The following is a 17,763-nucleotide window of genomic DNA, read 5'->3' on the forward strand; positions in this document are numbered from 1 at the left end:
GAGACATGAATCCCGAGTCGCGTACGGGCGCCTCCCCCAGCGAGCCGCTGCCGGCTCACGAACTCGTAGCGGGCCGCGCAGCGGCGACTCCGGATGCCATCGCCGTGGTCGAGGGCGCGCGGGAGATCAGCTACGCCGAACTCGACGCCCGGGCCGGGCTGCTGGCCCGCCGGCTGCGTGGCCTGGGTGTGGGCCCGGGTGCGGTGGTCGGCGTCTGCCTGCCCCGTTCCATCGAACTGGTGTCCACACTCCTTGCCGTGTGGCGGGCCGGAGCCGGCTATCTGCCGCTCGACCCCGAGCAGCCCGCCGCGCGCTCCTCGTGGATGCTGAAGGCGGCCGGGGCCGGGTTCGTCGTCACCGAGTCCGACTGGGCGCACGTCGCGGCCGGTTCGGGCGCCGAGCCGCTGCTCCTGTCCGCCCCCGGCGCGTTGCCGGCCGAGGAGCCCGAGGCGCCGGCGGCCGGTGCGGTCGTCGCCGAGGCGGGCCCGCTCGACATCGCGTACGTCATCTTCACCTCCGGCTCCACCGGCACCCCCAAGGGTGTCGTGGTCAGCCACGAGGGCATCGCCAACCGCATCGCCTGGGCGACCGGCACCCACGGCCTCGCGCCGGCCGACCGCGTCCTGCACAAGACCGCCGTCACCTTCGACGCCCATGTCTGGGAGGTCTTCGCGCCCCTGGTCAGCGGCGGCACCCTGGTCCTCGCTCCGGCGGGCGCCGAGCGCGACCCCGCGGCCCTGCTGGCGGCCGTCGCCGAGCACCGGGTCACCGTGCTCCAGGTGGTGCCCTCCGTCCTCAGGCTCCTCGCCGAGGAGCAGGGCTGGGAGCGCTGCGACGCGCTGCGGCTGCTGTTCTCGGCGGGCGAGCCCCTGCAGGCCGAACTCGCGCAGCGGGTGCTGCGCCGGCTCGGCGACCGGGCCGCCGACGGCAGCTTCGAGATCTGGAACACCTACGGGCCCACCGAGTGCGCGATCGACGTGACCGCCCACCGCTTCGAGCCCGCCCAGCACTCCGGTGCCGTACCCATCGGCCGTCCCATCGGCGGTATGCGCGTGGTGATCGCGGACGCCGACGGCCGGCCGGTCCGGACCGGCCAGGCGGGCGAACTGTACGCCGGCGGTGTGGGCGTGGCCCGCGGCTACCTCGGCAGCCCCGCGCAGACCGCCGAGCGCTTCGTGCCCGACCCGCTCGCCGAGGACGGCTCGCGGCTCTACCGCACGGGCGACCAGGTGCGCCTGCGCGAGGACGGGGCGCTGGAGTACCTCGGCCGCATCGACCACCAGGTCAAGATCAACGGTGTCCGGATCGAGCCGGGCGAGGTGGAGAGCGCGCTCAGCGCCCACCCCCGGATCCAGGGCGCCGTCGTCACCGCCTTCCCCGGATCCGACGGGGGCAAGCGGCTCGCCGCGTACGTCCTCGCGCCCTCGGACGAGATCCTGGCCGGCCTGCGCGGCTTCCTCCAGGAGCGGCTCCCCGACACTCACATCCCGGCCGTCTTCCTGCGTCTGGACGCCTTCCCGCTGACCGTCAACGGCAAGGTCGACCGCGCCGCGCTGCCCGCCCCCGAGCAGGGCGGCGCCGAGGGCCGGCCCGAGGGCCGCGAGCCCCGCACCGAGGCCGAGCGGCAGGTCGCCGCCGCGTGGCGGGAGCTGCTGAAGACCGAACGCGTCCATCTCGACGACGACTTCTTCGCCCTCGGCGGCACCTCCCTTCAGCTGGCCCGGCTGGCGGGCCGGCTGCGCGCCCTGTCGGGCCGCAAGGTCCAGCTGCGCGGACTGTTCGCCGCGACCACCGTCGAGGCGCAGGCCCGCCTGATCGCCCCGGAGCCGCAGACCACCGAAGCCGCAGCGACCGCAGCGACCGCAGCGACCACCGGAGCCGCAGCGACCGCCGAGACCCCCGGAGCCGCGCAAGCCACGCGGGCCGCGCGGACCCAGGCCGCCCATGCCCCCGAAGCCGCCGAGCCGGCGATCCCCGCCGTCCCGCGCGACGGCCGCCCGCTGCCGCTCTCCTTCGGCCAGCGCCGGCTGTGGTTCCTGGACCGGATGAACCCGCGGAGCCCCGAGTGGGTGGCCGGCATGTTCCTCAAGGTGCCCGACGGCACCCATGTCGCCCATGTCCAGCGGGCCCTGAACGCCCTGGTGGAGCGGCACGAGGCGCTGCGCACCCGGTACGCGGTGGTCGACGGCGAGTCCGTGCAGTACATCGCCGCCCCGCACCGCGTCGAGCTGCGCCATCTGCACGCGGACCGCGAGGAGTTCACCGCGATCCTCAAGGAGGAGTTCGGCCGGGGCTTCGACCTGGAGAGCGGCCCGCTGCTGCGCGCCGCCCTGGTCCGGCTGCGCGGCGGCGACCACATCGTCACGGTGGCGATGCACCACATCACCACCGACGGCTGGTCCTCCAACGTCCTGGAGCGCGAGTTCCACCAGCTCATCGCCGCCTACCGGGACGCCCGCACCGAGCCGGACCTGCCCGCCCGGTCCATCGACTACGCCGACTACGCGGCCTGGCAGCGGGCCCGGCTGACCGACGAGGTCATCGCCGGGGAACTCGCCCACTGGCGCGGTGTGCTGGCCGGCTCCACCCCCGTGGAGCTGCCGGCCGACCGGCCGCGCGCCGCCGTCCGCGACGGACACGGCTCGGTCGTGCACTTCACGGTCCCCGAGGAGGTCGTCACCCGCCTGACCGCCTTGGGCCGCGGCCACGGCGCGACGCCGTTCACCACCCTGCTGACCGCGTACGCCACGCTGCTCGCCGCCCACACCGGACAGTGGGACGTGCCGGTGGGCACCCCGGTCGCCGGGCGCGAGCGCGCCGAGACCGAGAACGTCGTCGGCTTCTTCCTCAACAGCCTGGTGCTGCGCTGCGGCCTGGACGCGAAGCTGACCTTCCGCGAGGCGCTGGAGCGCGTCAAGCGGACCACCCGGGACGCCTTCGCCCACCAGGACCTGCCGTTCGAGCGGCTGGTCGAGGAGCTGGCGCCGGAGCGGGACCTGTCCCGTACACCGCTCTACCAGGTGGCCTTCGACCTGCACGACGAGTCGTTCAACGGCGCCGTCGAGGGCGACGAGGACATTCGTACCCTCCAGGAGATGTGGGGGATCGCCCACACCGACCTGACGCTGTACATGCGCCGTCACGACGACGGCACGATGTTCGCGAGCCTGGAGTTCGCGACCGCGCTGTACGACACGGCCACCGTCGAGCGGCTCGCCGGACGCTTCCAGCGGCTGCTGGCCGCCGTCGCCGCCGACCCCGAGACCGTTCTCGGCGAGTGTGACCTGCTGCCCGCCACCGAGCGGGTGCGGCTCACCTCCGCGTGGGCGACGGCCCCGGCCGAGCCCGTCACCGACGCCGTCCACGAGATCTTCGCCGTGCGGGCGGCACGGACGCCCGGCGCGGTCGCCGTCGAGGAGGACGGCCGCGAGGTCACGTACGCGCAGCTCGACGCCCGTGCCAACCGCCTCGCCCACCATCTGGCCGCGCTCGGCATCGGCCCGGAGTCCCGGGTCGGCGTGCTGCTCGACCGGGGCGCGGAGCTGACCGCCACCCTGCTGGCCGTCTGGAAGGCCGGCGGCGCCTACATCCCGATGGACCCGGCCTGGCCGGCCGAGCGGGTCTCCACGATGGCGTCCGGCGCGGGCGCCTCGCTCGTGGTGACCACCACCGGCTACGCGGACCGGTTCGCCGGATACCCGGGCGGCCTGGTCCTCACCGACGCGGACGGCGCCGAGACGGCCCTCGCCGCGCTGCCGGCCACCGCGCCGGGGGTCCCCGCCGACCTCGACCGTCTCGCGTATCTGATCTACACCTCGGGCTCCACCGGCCGCCCCAAGGGCGTCGCCGTGCCCCACCGGGGACTGGCCAATCACCTGCGCTGGGCCGTGGGCGAGCTGGTCGCGCGGGGCACCGGAGGCAGCGCCGTCTTCTCCTCCACCGCCTTCGACCTGGCCGTGCCCAACGTCTGGGCGCCGCTGCTCGCCGGGCAGCGCGTGGTCATGCTCCCGCAGGACACCGACCTCACCGAGCTGGGGGAGCGGCTGCTGGCCTCGGGCCCGTACAGCTTCCTGAAGCTGACCCCCGGACATCTGGACATCCTGACCGGACAGCTGACGCCCGGGCAGTCGGCCGCTCTGGCCGCAGTGATCGTCGTCGCCGGCGAGGCGCTGCCGGGGCCGCTGGCCCGGGAGTGGGCCGAGCGGCTCGGCGCGGGGCGGCTGATCAACGAGTACGGCCCGACCGAGGCCTCCGTCGGCACCTGTGTCCATCCGGTGCCCGAGGGCGACCTGCCGCCGGTGGTCCCGATCGGCGCACCGCTGCCCGGGATGGCGATGTACGTCCTGGACGAGGCGATGCGGCCGGTGCCGACCGGCTCGACCGGCGAGTTGTACGTCGGCGGCACGGGCGTGGCCCGAGGCTACGCCGAGGCCCCCGCGCTCACCGCCGAGAAGTTCGTGCCGGACCCCTTCGGGGCGGCCGGGGCACGGCTCTACCGCACCGGCGACCTGGCCCGCTGGCTGCCCGGCGGACAGGTCGAGTTCCTGGGCCGCACCGACCACCAGGTCAAGATCCGCGGCTACCGGGTCGAGCCGGGCGAGGCACAGGCCGTCCTCGCCGACCACCCGGGCATCCGCGAGGCCGTGGTGATCGCCCGTACCGACGACGCCGGAACGGTCCGGCTGGCCGGCTACTTCGTCCCGGCCGGCAACCCGGTGGACGGCGGCGAACTGGCTGCCTACTGCGCCGGGTCGCTGCCGGACTACCTGGTCCCGTCCTCGTTCACGGCGCTCGCCGCCGTACCGCTGAACGCCAACGGCAAGCTCGACCGGGCGGCGCTGCCCGACCCGGTCCCCTCGGCGGCCCAGGCCGCCGAGGACGAGCCGGCCGGCCCGCTGGAGGAGCGCATCGCGGAGATCTGGGCCGAGCTGCTCGGCCGCCGGATCGGCGTACGCGAGAACTTCTTCCAGGCCGGCGGCAACTCGATCCTCGCGATCCGTCTGATCGCGGCCATCCAGTCCGAGTTCGAGATCGCGCTGCCGGTCCGCGAGATCTTCGAGCACCCGACCGTCGCCGGCCTGGCGAACGCCGTCGAGTCCCGTATCCGCGCCGAGATCGAGCAGCTGTCGGACGCCGAGCTGTTGGAGGAGCAGCGAGCATGAGCATTCAGGAAACGACTCCCACGCAAACGGCCGGAGCCCCGCGCGCCGACCGGTCCCCGTCCTCCGACGAGCTGCGCGCCGAGCTGCTGCGCCGCCGTCTCGCGGGCCGCCGCGGCCCGCGAGGCGGGGCCCCGCGCCCCGAGGGGACCGCCCCGGCCGCCGGCATCCCGCGCGCCGACCGCTCCGCGCCGCTCCCGCTGTCCGCCGGGCAGCAGCAGATGTGGTTCCTCAGCCGGCTGGCGCCGGACAGCGCCGAGTACCTGGTCCCGATGGTGCTGCGGCTGCGCGGCACCCTCGACCCCGCGGCCTTGGCCGCCGCCTGGCAGACGGTCACCGACCGGCACGAGATCCTGCGCACCCGCTACGCCCTCGCGGGCATCGACCCGGTCCAGCTCGTCGACCCGCCGGCCCCCGTCCCGCTGCCGCTCGACGATCTGACCGGCGAGCCGGCCGCCGAGCGCGAGACGCTGGCCGCCGCGCTCGTCGAGCGCGAGCTGACCACCCCCTTCGACCTGGCCGCCCAGTGGCCCGCCCGGGCCCGGCTGATCCGGATCGCCGACGACGAGCACCTGTTCGCGGTCGTCTTCCACCACATCGCCTGCGACGCCTGGTCGACCCGGGTCTTCGCCGGCGAGATCGGGACCCTCTACACGCGGCACACCACCGGGGACGCGACCCCGCTCGCCCCGCTCGACGCGCAGTACGCCGACTACGCGGCCTGGCAGCGCGAGCAGCTGTCCGGTCCCCTCCTGGAGCGCCACCTCGCGCACTGGCGGGAGCGGCTGACCGGCGCCCTGCCCGTGGAGGTGCCCACCGACCGGCCCCGGCCCGCCGTACGCGACACCACCGGCGCGGACGTGCCCGTCACCTTCCCCGAAGGTCTGGCCGGCAAGGTCCGCGAGCTGGCGGCGGCCCGCGGCACCACCCCCTTCGCCGTGCTGCTCACCGCCTTCCAGGTGCTGATGGCCCGCTACACCGGGCAGACCGACGTCTCCGTCGGCACCGTGGTCTCCGGCCGCGTCCGCCCCGAACTCCAGCAGCTCATCGGCTACGGCATCAACACCCTTGTCATGCGCGGAATTTGGGCCGACGACCCGGGCTTCGGTGAGCTGCTCGCCCGGACCCGCACCGCCGTGCTCGACGCCTTCGACCACCAGGCCGTGCCCTTCGCCCGGCTCGTGGACGAACTCCAGCCGGAGCGCGACATGTCGCGCACCCCGCTGCACCAGGTCGCCTTCACGATGCACGAGCAGCGTCTCGACGCGCTCACCCTGCCGGGCCTGACCGTCGAGCGGTACGCCCGCCAGGACCGCGTCGCCAAGTACGAGCTGACCCTCCAGATCGAGGAGGGCGCCGACGGATCGCTGGGCGGCGCCCTCAACTACGCCATCGCCCTGTTCGACCGGCCCACCGTGGAGCGGATGGCCGGACACCTGGTGAACCTGCTGGACGCCGCCACCGCCGACCCGGCGCTTCCGGTCTCCCGGCTGCGCCTGCTCGGCGACGCCGAACTCGCCGTCGCCACCGGCTCGTTGAGCGGCCACAGGCCCGGCGCCCCGGTCGACCGCTGTGTCCACCAGGTCTTCGAGGAGCGGGCCGCCGCCACTCCCGACGCGATCGCCGTGACGGCGGGCTCCGCCCACCTCACCTACCGCGAACTCAACGAGCGCGCCAACCGCATCGCCCACCAGCTGCGCGCCATGGGCGCCGGCCCCGAACAGCTCGTCGGCCTCTGCCTGGAGCGCGGCCCCGAGCTGATGCCCGCCCTCCTCGGCATCCTCAAGTCCGGCGCCGGCTATCTGCCGCTCGACCCGGCCAACCCGGCCGACCGGCTCGCCTACGTCATGGCCGACGCCGGCGCCCGGATCGTCATCGGCCAGGAGTGGACCGCCCCGGCGCTCGCCGACGCCAGGGACGTCGAGACCCTGTTCGTGGACCGCGACGCCCACCTCATCGCGGCCCGCCCCGCCATCAACCCCGAGCCCCTGGCCGGACCCGACGCCACCATCTACGTCATCTACACCTCGGGCTCCACCGGCCGCCCCAAGGGCGTCGTCCTGGAGCACGGCAACGTCCTGCGCCTGCTCACCACCGCCCACGAGCACTACGACTTCACCGCCGACGACGTGTGGACGATGTTCCACAGCTACGCCTTCGACGTCTCCGTGTTCGAGATGTGGGGCGCCCTGCTCCACGGCGGCCGGCTCGTCGTCGTCGGGCAGGACGTCACCCGCTCACCCTCCGACTTCCTCGACCTGCTGGTCACGGAGCGGGTGACGGTGCTGTCCCAGACGCCGACCGCGTTCCGCTCGCTGATCGCGGCGGCCGGCTCCGGCGACCCGAGGATCGGGGAACTGTCGCTGCGCGCCGTGGTGTTCGCCGGCGAGAAGCTGGAAGTCCCGGAGCTGCGGCCGTGGCTGGACCGGGTCGGCCCCGACGGTCCCGCCCTGGTCAACATGTACGGCATCACCGAGACCACCGTGCACACCACCTACTACCTGATCGGGGAGGCCGACTTTGAACCGCTCGCGGGCAACCGGGTGGGCCATCCGCTCAGCGACCTTTCGGTGTATCTGCTGGACGACTCGGGCAACCCGGCGCCGATCGGCGTCCCCGGCGAGATCCACGTCGGCGGCCCCGGAGTCGCCCGAGGCTATCTGGGCCGACCGGAGCTGACGGCCGAGCGGTTCGTCCCCGACCCGTTCGGCCCGCCCGGCGCCCGGCTGTACCGCAGCGGCGACGCCGCGCGCCGACTCCCCGACGGGAGCCTGGAGTTCATCGGCCGCATCGACAACCAGGTCAAGATCCGAGGCTACCGCGTGGAGCTGGGCGAGATCGCCCACGCGCTCCTGGAGCACCCCGGCGTCGGCGAGGCCGTCGTCCAGGTCCGCGCCGACTCGGGCGAGAAGCAACTCGTCGGCTACCTCGTCGAGCAGGCCCCCGGCAGCCTCCCGGAACCGGGCGACCTGCGCACCCTGCTGCGGCGGACGCTGCCCGAGTACATGCTGCCCGCAGCGTTCGTCGCCCTCGACCGTATCCCGCTCACCGTCAACGGCAAGCTCGACCACCGGGCGCTGCCGGCCCCCGACACCACGTCGCTGCGCGGCACGGGCGCCTATGCCGCGCCCCGTACCCCCGTCGAGGAGCGGGTCGCCGCGGTGTGGGCCGAGGTGCTCGGTGTGGACCGGGTCGGCGTCGAGGACTCCTTCTTCGACCTCGGCGGCGACTCCATCCGGGCGATCGCCCTGGTCGGCGCCCTGCGTGAGGCCGGGTACGACGTGTCGGTGCGCGACGTCTTCGACTTCCGTACGGTCGCCCAGCTGTGCGAGTCGATCACCGGGAAGCCCGCGCTCGCCGCCGGCCCGGAGACCGTCGAGCCGTTCGCGCTGATCGACGCGGCGGACCGGGCGGCCGTCCCCGCCGGGGTCATCGACGCCTACCCGCTGTCCCAGATGCAGCTCGGCATGGTCGTCGAGATGCTCGCCGACACCAGCCGCAACCTCTACCACAACGTCTCCACCTTCAAGATCCGCGATGAACGGCCCTTCGACCCGGCGGCCTTCCACGAGGCCGGCCGGATCGTGACGGCCCGCCATGAGGTGCTGCGCACCTCGATCGCCCTGACCGGCTACTCCCGGCCCATGCAACTCGTGCACGCCGAGGCCGAGATGCCGCTCGGCCGGCAGGACCTCGGCGGGCTGGACGCCGCCGAAGTCGACCGCGCGCTGCGCGCCTTCACCGCCGAGGAGCGGACCCGGGTCTTCGACCTCGCCGTGCCCGGCCTGATGCGCTTCTACGCGCACCTCACGGGCGACGGCACCGGCTGGTGGATCTCGGTCACCGAATGCCACCCGATCCTGGAGGGCTGGGGCCACCACTCGCTGCTCATGGAGCTGATCGAGGTCTACCAGGCGGTCCGCGACGGCGTGGAGCCGGAGCCCTTCGACGCCCCCAGCGTGCGCTTCGCCGACTTCATTGCCGGTGAACTGCGCGCCGTGGACTCGGCGGAGGACCGCGCGTACTGGCAGTCGGTCGTCACCGAGCACGCCCCGCTGCGGCTGCCCGAGGGCTGGGGCGACAGCCCCGAGACGCCTCGCGAGACCGTGCAGGCGGCCATCGTCTGGACCGACCTTGAGCAGGGGCTGCGCTCGCTCGCCGCCCGCGCCGGGACCTCCCTCAAGAGCGTGATGGTCGCGGCCCACCTGGCCGTGATGAGCCGGCTCACCCCTGAGGAGGCCTTCCACACCGGTCTCGTCTGCGACGCCCGGCCCGAACTCCTGGGCGCCGACCGGGTGCTGGGCATGTACCTCAACACCCTGCCGTTCGCCCACGACGGCTCCGCCCGCACCTGGAAGGAGCTCGTCCGGCAGGTCTTCGCCCGCGAGGTCGGCCTGTGGGGCCACCGCCGCTACCCGATGGCCGCCATCCAGCGCGAGTGGGGCGGCTCGCGCCGGCTGCTCGACGTCTACTTCAACTACCAGGACTTCCGGCAGGTCGACGCCGGCCTTGTGGACCATGAGGGCGGCATCGACGACAGCCCGTCCGAGTTCCCGCTGACCGTCTCCTCCCGCGTCGGCCACATCATCGTCACCTGCGAGTCGCACTCGGTGAACCAGGCGAACGCCGAGCGTCTGGTGGCCATGTACCGCAAGGTGCTGGAGGCGATGGCCGCCGACCCGGACGGCGACGCCACGATCGACCTGCTCTCCGAGGAGGAGCGCGGACACCTGCTGACCGGCGTCAACGACACCACCGTGGCCCGCGGCCCGGCCACCGCCTACGACCTGTTCGCCGAGCGGGCCGAGCGGGCCCCGGACGCCGTCGCCCTGCTGTGGGGCGGCCGGGAGTACTCGTACGGCTGGCTGCTCGGCCACGCCGAGCGCTACGCGCGGCGGCTGCGCGCCCTGGGCGCCGGCCCCGAGTCGGTGGTCGGGCTGCTGCTCGACCGCACCCCGGAGCTGGTCGCCGCGATGCTCGGCACCTGGCGCACCGGCGCCTCGTACGTGCCGCTCGACCCGGCGTTCCCCGCCGACCGGATCGGCTACGTGCTGTCCGACGCGGGCGCGGGCCCGGTCGTCACCGAACCGGCGCTCGCCGCGGTCCTCGACGGCGTACACGCCGGTCCGCGCCTGCTGACCGGGGCGAACGCCAACGACGCCGCGGTGGATGGCGCTCCCGCCACGGAGCCCGTCCGCGCCGATTCCGGCCACCTGGCGTACACCCTCTACACCTCGGGTTCCACCGGCCGCCCCAAGGGCGTCGGCATCGCCCACGCCGCCCTCGCCAACCTGCTCCTCGCGATGGCCGAACAGCTCGGCTCCACCGGCGCCGACACCTGGCTCTCGCTGACCTCCGTCTCCTTCGACATCTCGGGTCTGGAGCTGTTCCTGCCGCTGGTCACCGGCGGACGCCTGGTGCTCGCCGACAGCCTGGACACCAAGGACGGCTCCGCCCTCGCCCGCCTGGTCGAGCGGCACGGCATCACCCACGTCCAGGCCACGCCCTCGGGCTGGAACCTGCTGCTGCGCTCGGGCTTCGAGCGGTCCGCCGTCACCGCCCTCACCGGCGGCGAGGCGCTGCCCGCCGAACTCGCCGGCGAGCTGCGCTCCCGGGTGGACCGCCTGGTCAACGTCTACGGGCCCACCGAGACCACCATCTGGTCGACGAGCTGGGAGGTGCCCGAGGGCGCGAGCCGGATCTCCATCGGCCGCCCGATCGCCAACAACACCGTGTACGTCCTGGACGCGCGGCTGCGCCCGGTGCCCGCCGGTGTCCCGGGCGAGCTGTACATCGGCGGCGACGGACTGGCCCGCGGCTACCGTAATCTGCCCGCGCGGACCGCCGAGTTCTTCGGCCCCGACCCGTTCTCGGCCGCGCCCGGCGCCCGGATGTACCGCACCGGCGACATCGTCCGGATGCGCGCCGACGGCACCCTGCTGTACATCGGCCGTGCCGACAACCAGGTGAAGATCCGCGGTGTGCGCATCGAGCCCGGCGAGATCGAGGCCGCGCTGACGACCCTGCCGGGCGTCGCGCACACCGCCGTCACCGTCCGCGAGGACACCCCCGGCGACAAGCGCCTGATCGCCTACGTCGTCCCGGCGGCCGGCGAGAACGTCCAACCCGGCGGGCTGCGCGAGCGGTTGGCCGGTCTGCTGCCCGAGGCGATGCTGCCCTCCGGTTACGTCGTGCTCGACGCGCTGCCGCTGAACGCCGCCGGCAAGATCGACCGCAAAGCGCTGCCCGCCCCCGAGAGCGACGCGATGACGGCCGGCGACTACACGGCCCCCCGCACTCCGGCCGAGGAGCGGATGGCAGCGGTGTGGGCCGAGGTCCTCGGCGCCGACCGGGTCGGCGTCCAGGACGCCTTCTTCGACCTCGGCGGCGACTCGCTGCGGGCCGTCAACCTGGTCGGCGCCCTGCGCGCCGCCGGATACGACATCGCGGTCCGCGACGTCTTCGAGCGGCGCACCGTCGCCGGTCTCACCGAGGCCGCCGCGAGCCGCCCGGCGCTGACCGACGGCATCACCGCCGTGTCCCCGTTCGCCCTGCTCGGGGCGGACGACCGGGAGCGGGTGCCCGCCGGGGTCGCCGACGCCTACCCGGCGTCCCAGCTCCAGCTCGGCATGCTGGTGGAGATGCTCGCCGACACCGGCGGCTCCACCTACCACCAGTGCGTCTCCATCCGCGTCACCGACGACAAGCCCTTCGACGAGAGCGCGCTGCGCGCCGCCGTCGCGGACGTCACCGCCCGCCACGACGTGCTGCGGACCTCCTTCGACCTGACCGGCTTCTCCCAGCCGATGCAGCTGGTGCACGAGACCGTCGGCATCCCCGTCGGCGTGCACGACCTGCGCGGACAGGACGAGGCAGGGCGGGAGGCGGCGCTCACCGCCTTCCTCGCCGCCGAGCGGGCCGACGGCTTCGACCCGGCGCGGGCGCCGCTGCTGCGGGTCGCCGTGCACCTGGAGAGCGACGCCGCCTGGCGGGTCACCTTCAGCCAGCCGCACGCGATCACCCAGGGCTGGGGACAGTTCGCCCTGGTCACCGAACTGGTCGACCGCTACCGGGAGATCCGGGACGGCCAGGCGGACGCCTCCGCCTACCAGGCGCCCCCGATCCGCTACGCGGACTTCGTCGCCGGCGAACTGGCCTCGCTCTCCGAGGGCGTGGACAGCGCGTACTGGAAGGGCGTCACACACGGCTACGCGCCGCTGCGGATCCCGGCCGGCTGGGGCGAGTCCGGCGAGCGCCGCACCCATGTGGTGCCGGTCGACCTGACCGACCTGGAGGAGCCGCTGCGCGCCTTCGCGTCGCGCTCCCGGGTCTCCGTCAAGAGCGTGCTGCTGGCGGCCCACCTCAAGGTGATGAGCCAGCTCACCGAGGAGGAGGCCTTCCACACCGGCCTCGTCGTCGACGCGCGGCCCGAGGTGCTCGGCTCCGACCGGGTGCTGGGCATGTACCTCAACACGCTGCCCTTCGCGTACGACCGCTCGGCCCGCACCTGGGACGAGCTGGTGCAGCGGGTCTTCGCCCGCGAGGTTGGCCTGTGGGGCCACCGCCGTTACCCGATGGCCGCCATCCAGCGGGAGGCCCCCGGCGCGCAGCGGCAGATCGACGTCCTGTTCAACTACCACGACCTGCGGCTGTTCGACAGCGACCGGATCGACGCCGGATCGAGCGTCGGCGAGACGACCACCGAGTTCGGGCTCACCGTCGCCACCGGCGGCCGGGGCCTGAACCTCACCGCCGACTCGCGGTTCCTGAGCCGCGCGAACGGCGAGCGGCTGGCCCGGATGTACCGCGCGGTCCTCGCCGCCATGGCGGCCTCGCCGGACGGCGACCCGCGCCTGACCTACCTGGGCGAGGCGGAGGAGGAGCGGCTGCGCTCCTTCACCGAGACCGGCCGCGAGCCCGCCTGGGTGGCGGTCGAGGAGGAGCTGGACCGGTACGCGGCCCAGGACCCGGGCCGTACCGCGCTCACCGCCGACGACGTGGAACTCTCGTACGCCGAGGTCGTCGCCGAGTCCAACCGGCTCGCGCACCATCTGCGGACGCTCGGGGTCGGCCCGGACACCGTCGTGGCGATCCACGCCCGGCGCTCCCCGGCCACCGTCCTCGCCGCCCTCGCGGTGCTCAAGGCGGGCGGCGCCTGGCTGCCGCTCGACCCGGCGCTGCCGGCGGAGCGGCTGGCGTACATGGCCCAGGACGCGAACGCCGCCGTACTGCTCACCGAACCGGCCCTGGACGGGCTCGACATGACGGCCGTCCGCCTGAACCGGCCGGCGACCTGGGCACACCACCCGGCGACCACCCCGGCGCCGGTCGCGGACCCCGACCACCTCGCGTACGTCATCTACACCTCCGGCTCGACCGGCAAGCCCAAGGGCGTGCAGGTCACCCGGCGCGGCATGGCCAACCACCTGCTCGCGAAGGTCGAGGACCTTCAGCTCACCGGGGCCGACTCGGTCGTGCAGAACGCCTCGATGTCCTTCGACATCTCGGTGTGGCAGATGCTCGTCGCCTTCGTCGTCGGCGGCCGGGTGCGTGTGGTCGACGAGACGGCGGCCGTGGACCCGGCGGCCCTGTTCGGCCGGACCGCCGACGAGCGGATCACCATCCTGGAGGTCGTCCCGTCGCTGCTGCGCGCCGCGCTCGACGCCTGGGACGCGGGCCTGATCGCCCTCGCCCTGCCCGATCTGCGGCGGATGGTGGTGACCGGCGAGGCGCTGCCGCCGGACCTGTGCCGGCGCTGGTTCGCCCGCTTCCCGGACATCCCGATGGTCAACGCCTACGGTCCGACGGAGTGTTCGGACGACATCACGCACGCCGTGGTCCGGGCCGGCGACCCGGTCGGCGAGGCGCGGGTCACCATCGGCCGGCCGGTGCGCAACACCCGTCTGTACATCCTGGACGCGGCGATGGCCCCGGTCCCGGTGGGCGTGCCCGGCGAGCTGTACGCCGGCGGCACCGGAGTCTCGCGCGGCTACGGCGGCCGTCAGGCGCTGACCGCCGAGCGGTTCCTGCCCGACCCGTTCGGCCCGGCCGGCTCCCGGCTGTACCGCACCGGGGACGTGGCCGCGTGGAACGAGGACGGCAGCGTCGAGTTCCTCGGCCGGGTCGACCATCAGGTCAAGGTGCGCGGCGTCCGGATCGAACTCGGCGAGATCGAGGCCGCGTTGACCGCCCTCGACACCGTCGCGGACGCGGCGGTCGCGGTGCTGCCCGGCCCGCTCGGCCACGACCAGCTCATCGGCTACGTGGTGACCGCCGACGGCACCGCCCCGGACCCGGCCGCGCTGCGCGAGAGCCTCGCCCAGGTGCTGCCCGAGGCGATGATCCCGGCGGGCTATGTGACGCTGCCCGCGTTGCCGCTGACCCCCAACGGCAAGGTGGACCGCAAGGCGCTCCCGGAGCCCGCCGAGTGGTCGGCCGGCGGCGACCGCCCGTACACCGAGCCCGCCACCGACACCGAGCGGCGGATCGCGGCCATCTGGTCGCAGACGCTCGGCATCGCCCGGATCGGCCGCGAGGACGGCTTCTTCCGGCTCGGCGGCGACTCGATCCTGGTGATCCGGGTGATCGCGGCCGGCCGCCGGGCGGGTCTGGAGATCTCGCTGTTCCTGCTCTACCAGCACGACACCCTGGCCGCCCTGGCGGCGGCCGTGGACGCGGCGGCCGTCACGGCCGCGGCCGAGGCCGCACGGGCCGAGACGTTGTCCCGGCCGGCCTCGGAACAGGTCGGCGGCGGCCGGGAGTTCGACCCGGAGGCGGTACGGGAGGCCCTCGCCGCGAGCGGGGTGCCGGGCGCGAGCCTCGCCGTGATCGAGGGCGGCGAACTGGTCGCCCTGGAGAGCATCGGCACCCTCGCGGCGGACTCGGACGAGCCCGTCACGCCCGACACGCTCTTCCAGACCGGCTCCTGGGGCAAGCACGTGACGGCCTTCACCGTCCTGCGCCTGGTCGACCAGGGCGTGCTGGACCTGGACGCGGACGCCGACACGTATCTGCGTGACTGGCGGCTGCCCGCCGGCGAGCGACCGGTGACCGTCCGCCATCTCCTCAGCCACCTGGGCGGACTCGCCGAGACCCCCCGCCACGGGGTCCGGCGGGGACAGCCGGTGCCACAGCTCGCCGACCTGCTGCGCGCGGGCGTCACACCGGAGCGGCCCGCCGGGGAGCGGTTCCACAAGTCCAACGCCCACTACTCGGTCCTGGAACGGCTCCTGACCGATGTCACCGGGGAGTCCTTCGAGGCACTGACCCGGCGCCTGGTCTTCGACCCGCTCGGCATGACGGGCAGCAGCTTCGACCAGTCCTTCCCGGAGCACGCCGGACGGCCGGTGGCCCTCGGCCACGACGAGCACGGCCGCACCCTCGAAGGCGGCTGGCTGATCCAGCCGGAACTCGCCGCGGCCGGACTGTGGAGCACCGCGGCCGACATGGCCCGCTTCGAACTGGAGCTGCGCCGGAGCTACCTGGGCCGCCCGCTGGCCCTGCTGTCCAAGCAGAGCGCCCGCGAGCTGCTCACCCCGCACAGCGACAGCTTCTACGGCCTCGGCGCCATCGTCGACGCCGGCGGGGCGGAGGTGGAGTACGGCCACGGCGGGTCACCCGGCGGCTACCAGGCCGTCTCCATGAACCGGCTGCACCACGGCAGCGGCGCCGTCGTACTGACCAACGGCGAGTTCAGCGAACTCGTCCTGAAGGCGGTGGGCATCGACCGCTGACCGGTGGACCGCGGCCCTTCACCGGGGGACAAGCCCCTGGTGAAGGCCCGCGCAGAAGCGGTATCGAAGATGTATAGCCCCCGGCCGGAGACTGACCCGGCCGGGGGTTCTTCGTGTTCCCGCGCCGGCGCCCGACCCGGTCGAGACAGGGAGAGAAAGATGACCGCGCAGACACTTGCCTTCACGGTGGAGAGCGACAGCGGCAGTCCCGGCATCATCGAGCTGATCGGCAAGGAGTCCGCCCATCTGCGGGAGAAGCTCCACCGGCACGGCGCCCTGCTGCTGCGCGGCTTCGACGTCGGCGGGGTGGACGGCTTCGCCGATGTCGTCCGGGCCATGTCCGGCGAGCCGCTGAAGTACTCCGAGCGCTCCTCACCCCGCTCCACCATCAAGGGCAACGTCTACACCTCGACGGACTACCCGCCGGCCGAGGAGATCTTTCTGCACACCGAGAACTCCTACCAGGCCGCCTGGCCGCGGACGCTGTACTTCCACTGCGTGCGCGAGGCCGAGACGCTCGGCGCGACCCCGCTCGCCGACACCCGCGAGGTGCTGGCCCGGATCGACCCGGCCGTCGTCGAGGAGTTCGAGGCCCGCGGCTGGATGGCCGTCCGCAACTTCCACGAGGGCTTCGGCGTCGACTGGCGGCAGGTCTTCAACACCGAGGACCGCGCCGAGGTCGAGGCCAACTGCCGTACCAAGGAGCTTCAGTTCGAGTGGACCGAGGACGGCGGTCTGCGCACCCGGGGCATCCGCCGGCCCGTGCACGTCCACCCCGTCACCGGTGAGCGGGTCTGGTTCAACCACATCACCTTCTTCCACCACACCACGCTGGCCCCGGACGTCCGCGAGGGCCTGCTGGAGCTGTTCGGCGAGGACGACCTGCCGAGCGACACCTTCTACGGCGACGGCGGGGTCATCCCGGACGAGGTCACCGCCCATCTGCGGGACTGCTACCGGGCCGCCTCCACCCGCTTCGACTACCGCTTCGACGACATCCTCGTCGTCGACAACATGCTCGCCGCGCACGGCCGGGAGCCCTTCACCGGGCCGCGCCGGATCGCCGTCGCGATGGCCGAGCCGTACGCCCCGGGACAGGTGACCGCGTGAGCGCCTGGTTCCGTACCTTCGTCCCGCGCCCCTCGGCGACGCTGCGGCTGATCTGCTTCCCGCACGCCGGCGGCGCCGCCAGCGCCTTCCGGGGCTGGGCCGAGCTGCTGCCGTCGTCGATCGAGGTGACCGCCGTCCAGTACCCGGGCCGGCAGGACCGCATCATGGCGGACCCGTCGCCCGACATGGACACCCTGGTCCGGGACCTCGCCGCGGAGATCGGCCCCCTCCTGGACCGCCAGGTGGCCTTCTTCGGGCACAGCATGGGCGGCACCGTCGCCTACGAGGTGGCCCGCGCGCTGCCGCGCGAACTGCGGCCCGCCCTCGTCCACTTGTTCGCCTCGGCGCGCAAGGCGCCCGGCGACTGCCGGCCGCTGGCCCCGGAGTACCGCGGCGACGAGGGCATGCTCCGCTACGTCACCTCGCTCGGCGGCGCCGCGGGCCGGCTCGTCGCCCACGAGGAACTGCGCGACATCGCGCTGTTCACGCTGCGCGCCGACTTCCACCTCATCGACACCTATAGCCACCGGCCCGGCGCCCCGCTGCTGTGCCCGGTCACCGCGATCGCCGGCGCGTACGACACCGCCTGCACGGCCGCCGACTCCGCCGCCTGGGCGGGATACACCACCGGCCGCTTCGAGCTGCGCGAACTGCCCGGCGGCCACTTCTACCTGGAGAGCGCTCCCGAACGCCTGATGGACCTGCTCACCGACACGCTCATGCCCGCCCCGGCCGCCCGCTGACCCGAACCACACCCCAAG

General features: G+C 73.9%; 4 protein-coding genes. All 4 read left to right on the plus strand.

The features are described from left to right. Window positions 1–5 precede the first annotated feature (5 nt). The 4 genes from ACGFRB_RS14515 (at window position 6) to ACGFRB_RS14530 (ending at window position 17,745) form a co-directional block, all read left to right on the plus strand. The gene (locus ACGFRB_RS14515) at window positions 6–5,162 is read left to right on the plus strand and encodes an amino acid adenylation domain-containing protein (RefSeq protein WP_393243030.1); all 5,157 of its coding nucleotides are present in this window, start codon (window positions 6–8) and stop codon (window positions 5,160–5,162) included. Continuing rightward, window positions 5,159–15,892, plus strand: coding sequence for an amino acid adenylation domain-containing protein (locus tag ACGFRB_RS14520; protein ID WP_393243032.1), 10,734 nt, complete (start codon window positions 5,159–5,161; stop codon window positions 15,890–15,892). Before ACGFRB_RS14515 ends, ACGFRB_RS14520 begins: the two co-directional genes overlap by 4 nt. A gap of 159 nt (window positions 15,893–16,051) precedes the next feature. Next, the gene (locus ACGFRB_RS14525; RefSeq protein ID WP_363007438.1) at window positions 16,052–17,002 is read left to right on the plus strand and encodes a TauD/TfdA family dioxygenase; all 951 of its coding nucleotides are present in this window, start codon (window positions 16,052–16,054) and stop codon (window positions 17,000–17,002) included. Beyond that, complete coding sequence (locus ACGFRB_RS14530; protein WP_393243034.1) at window positions 16,999–17,745, plus strand: thioesterase II family protein; 747 nt, start codon at window positions 16,999–17,001, stop codon at window positions 17,743–17,745. Before ACGFRB_RS14525 ends, ACGFRB_RS14530 begins: the two co-directional genes overlap by 4 nt. Window positions 17,746–17,763 lie beyond the last annotated feature (18 nt).

This window comes from Streptomyces sp. NPDC048718 (genome assembly GCF_043198875.1).
Taxonomy (GTDB): Bacteria; Actinomycetota; Actinomycetes; order Streptomycetales; family Streptomycetaceae; genus Streptomyces.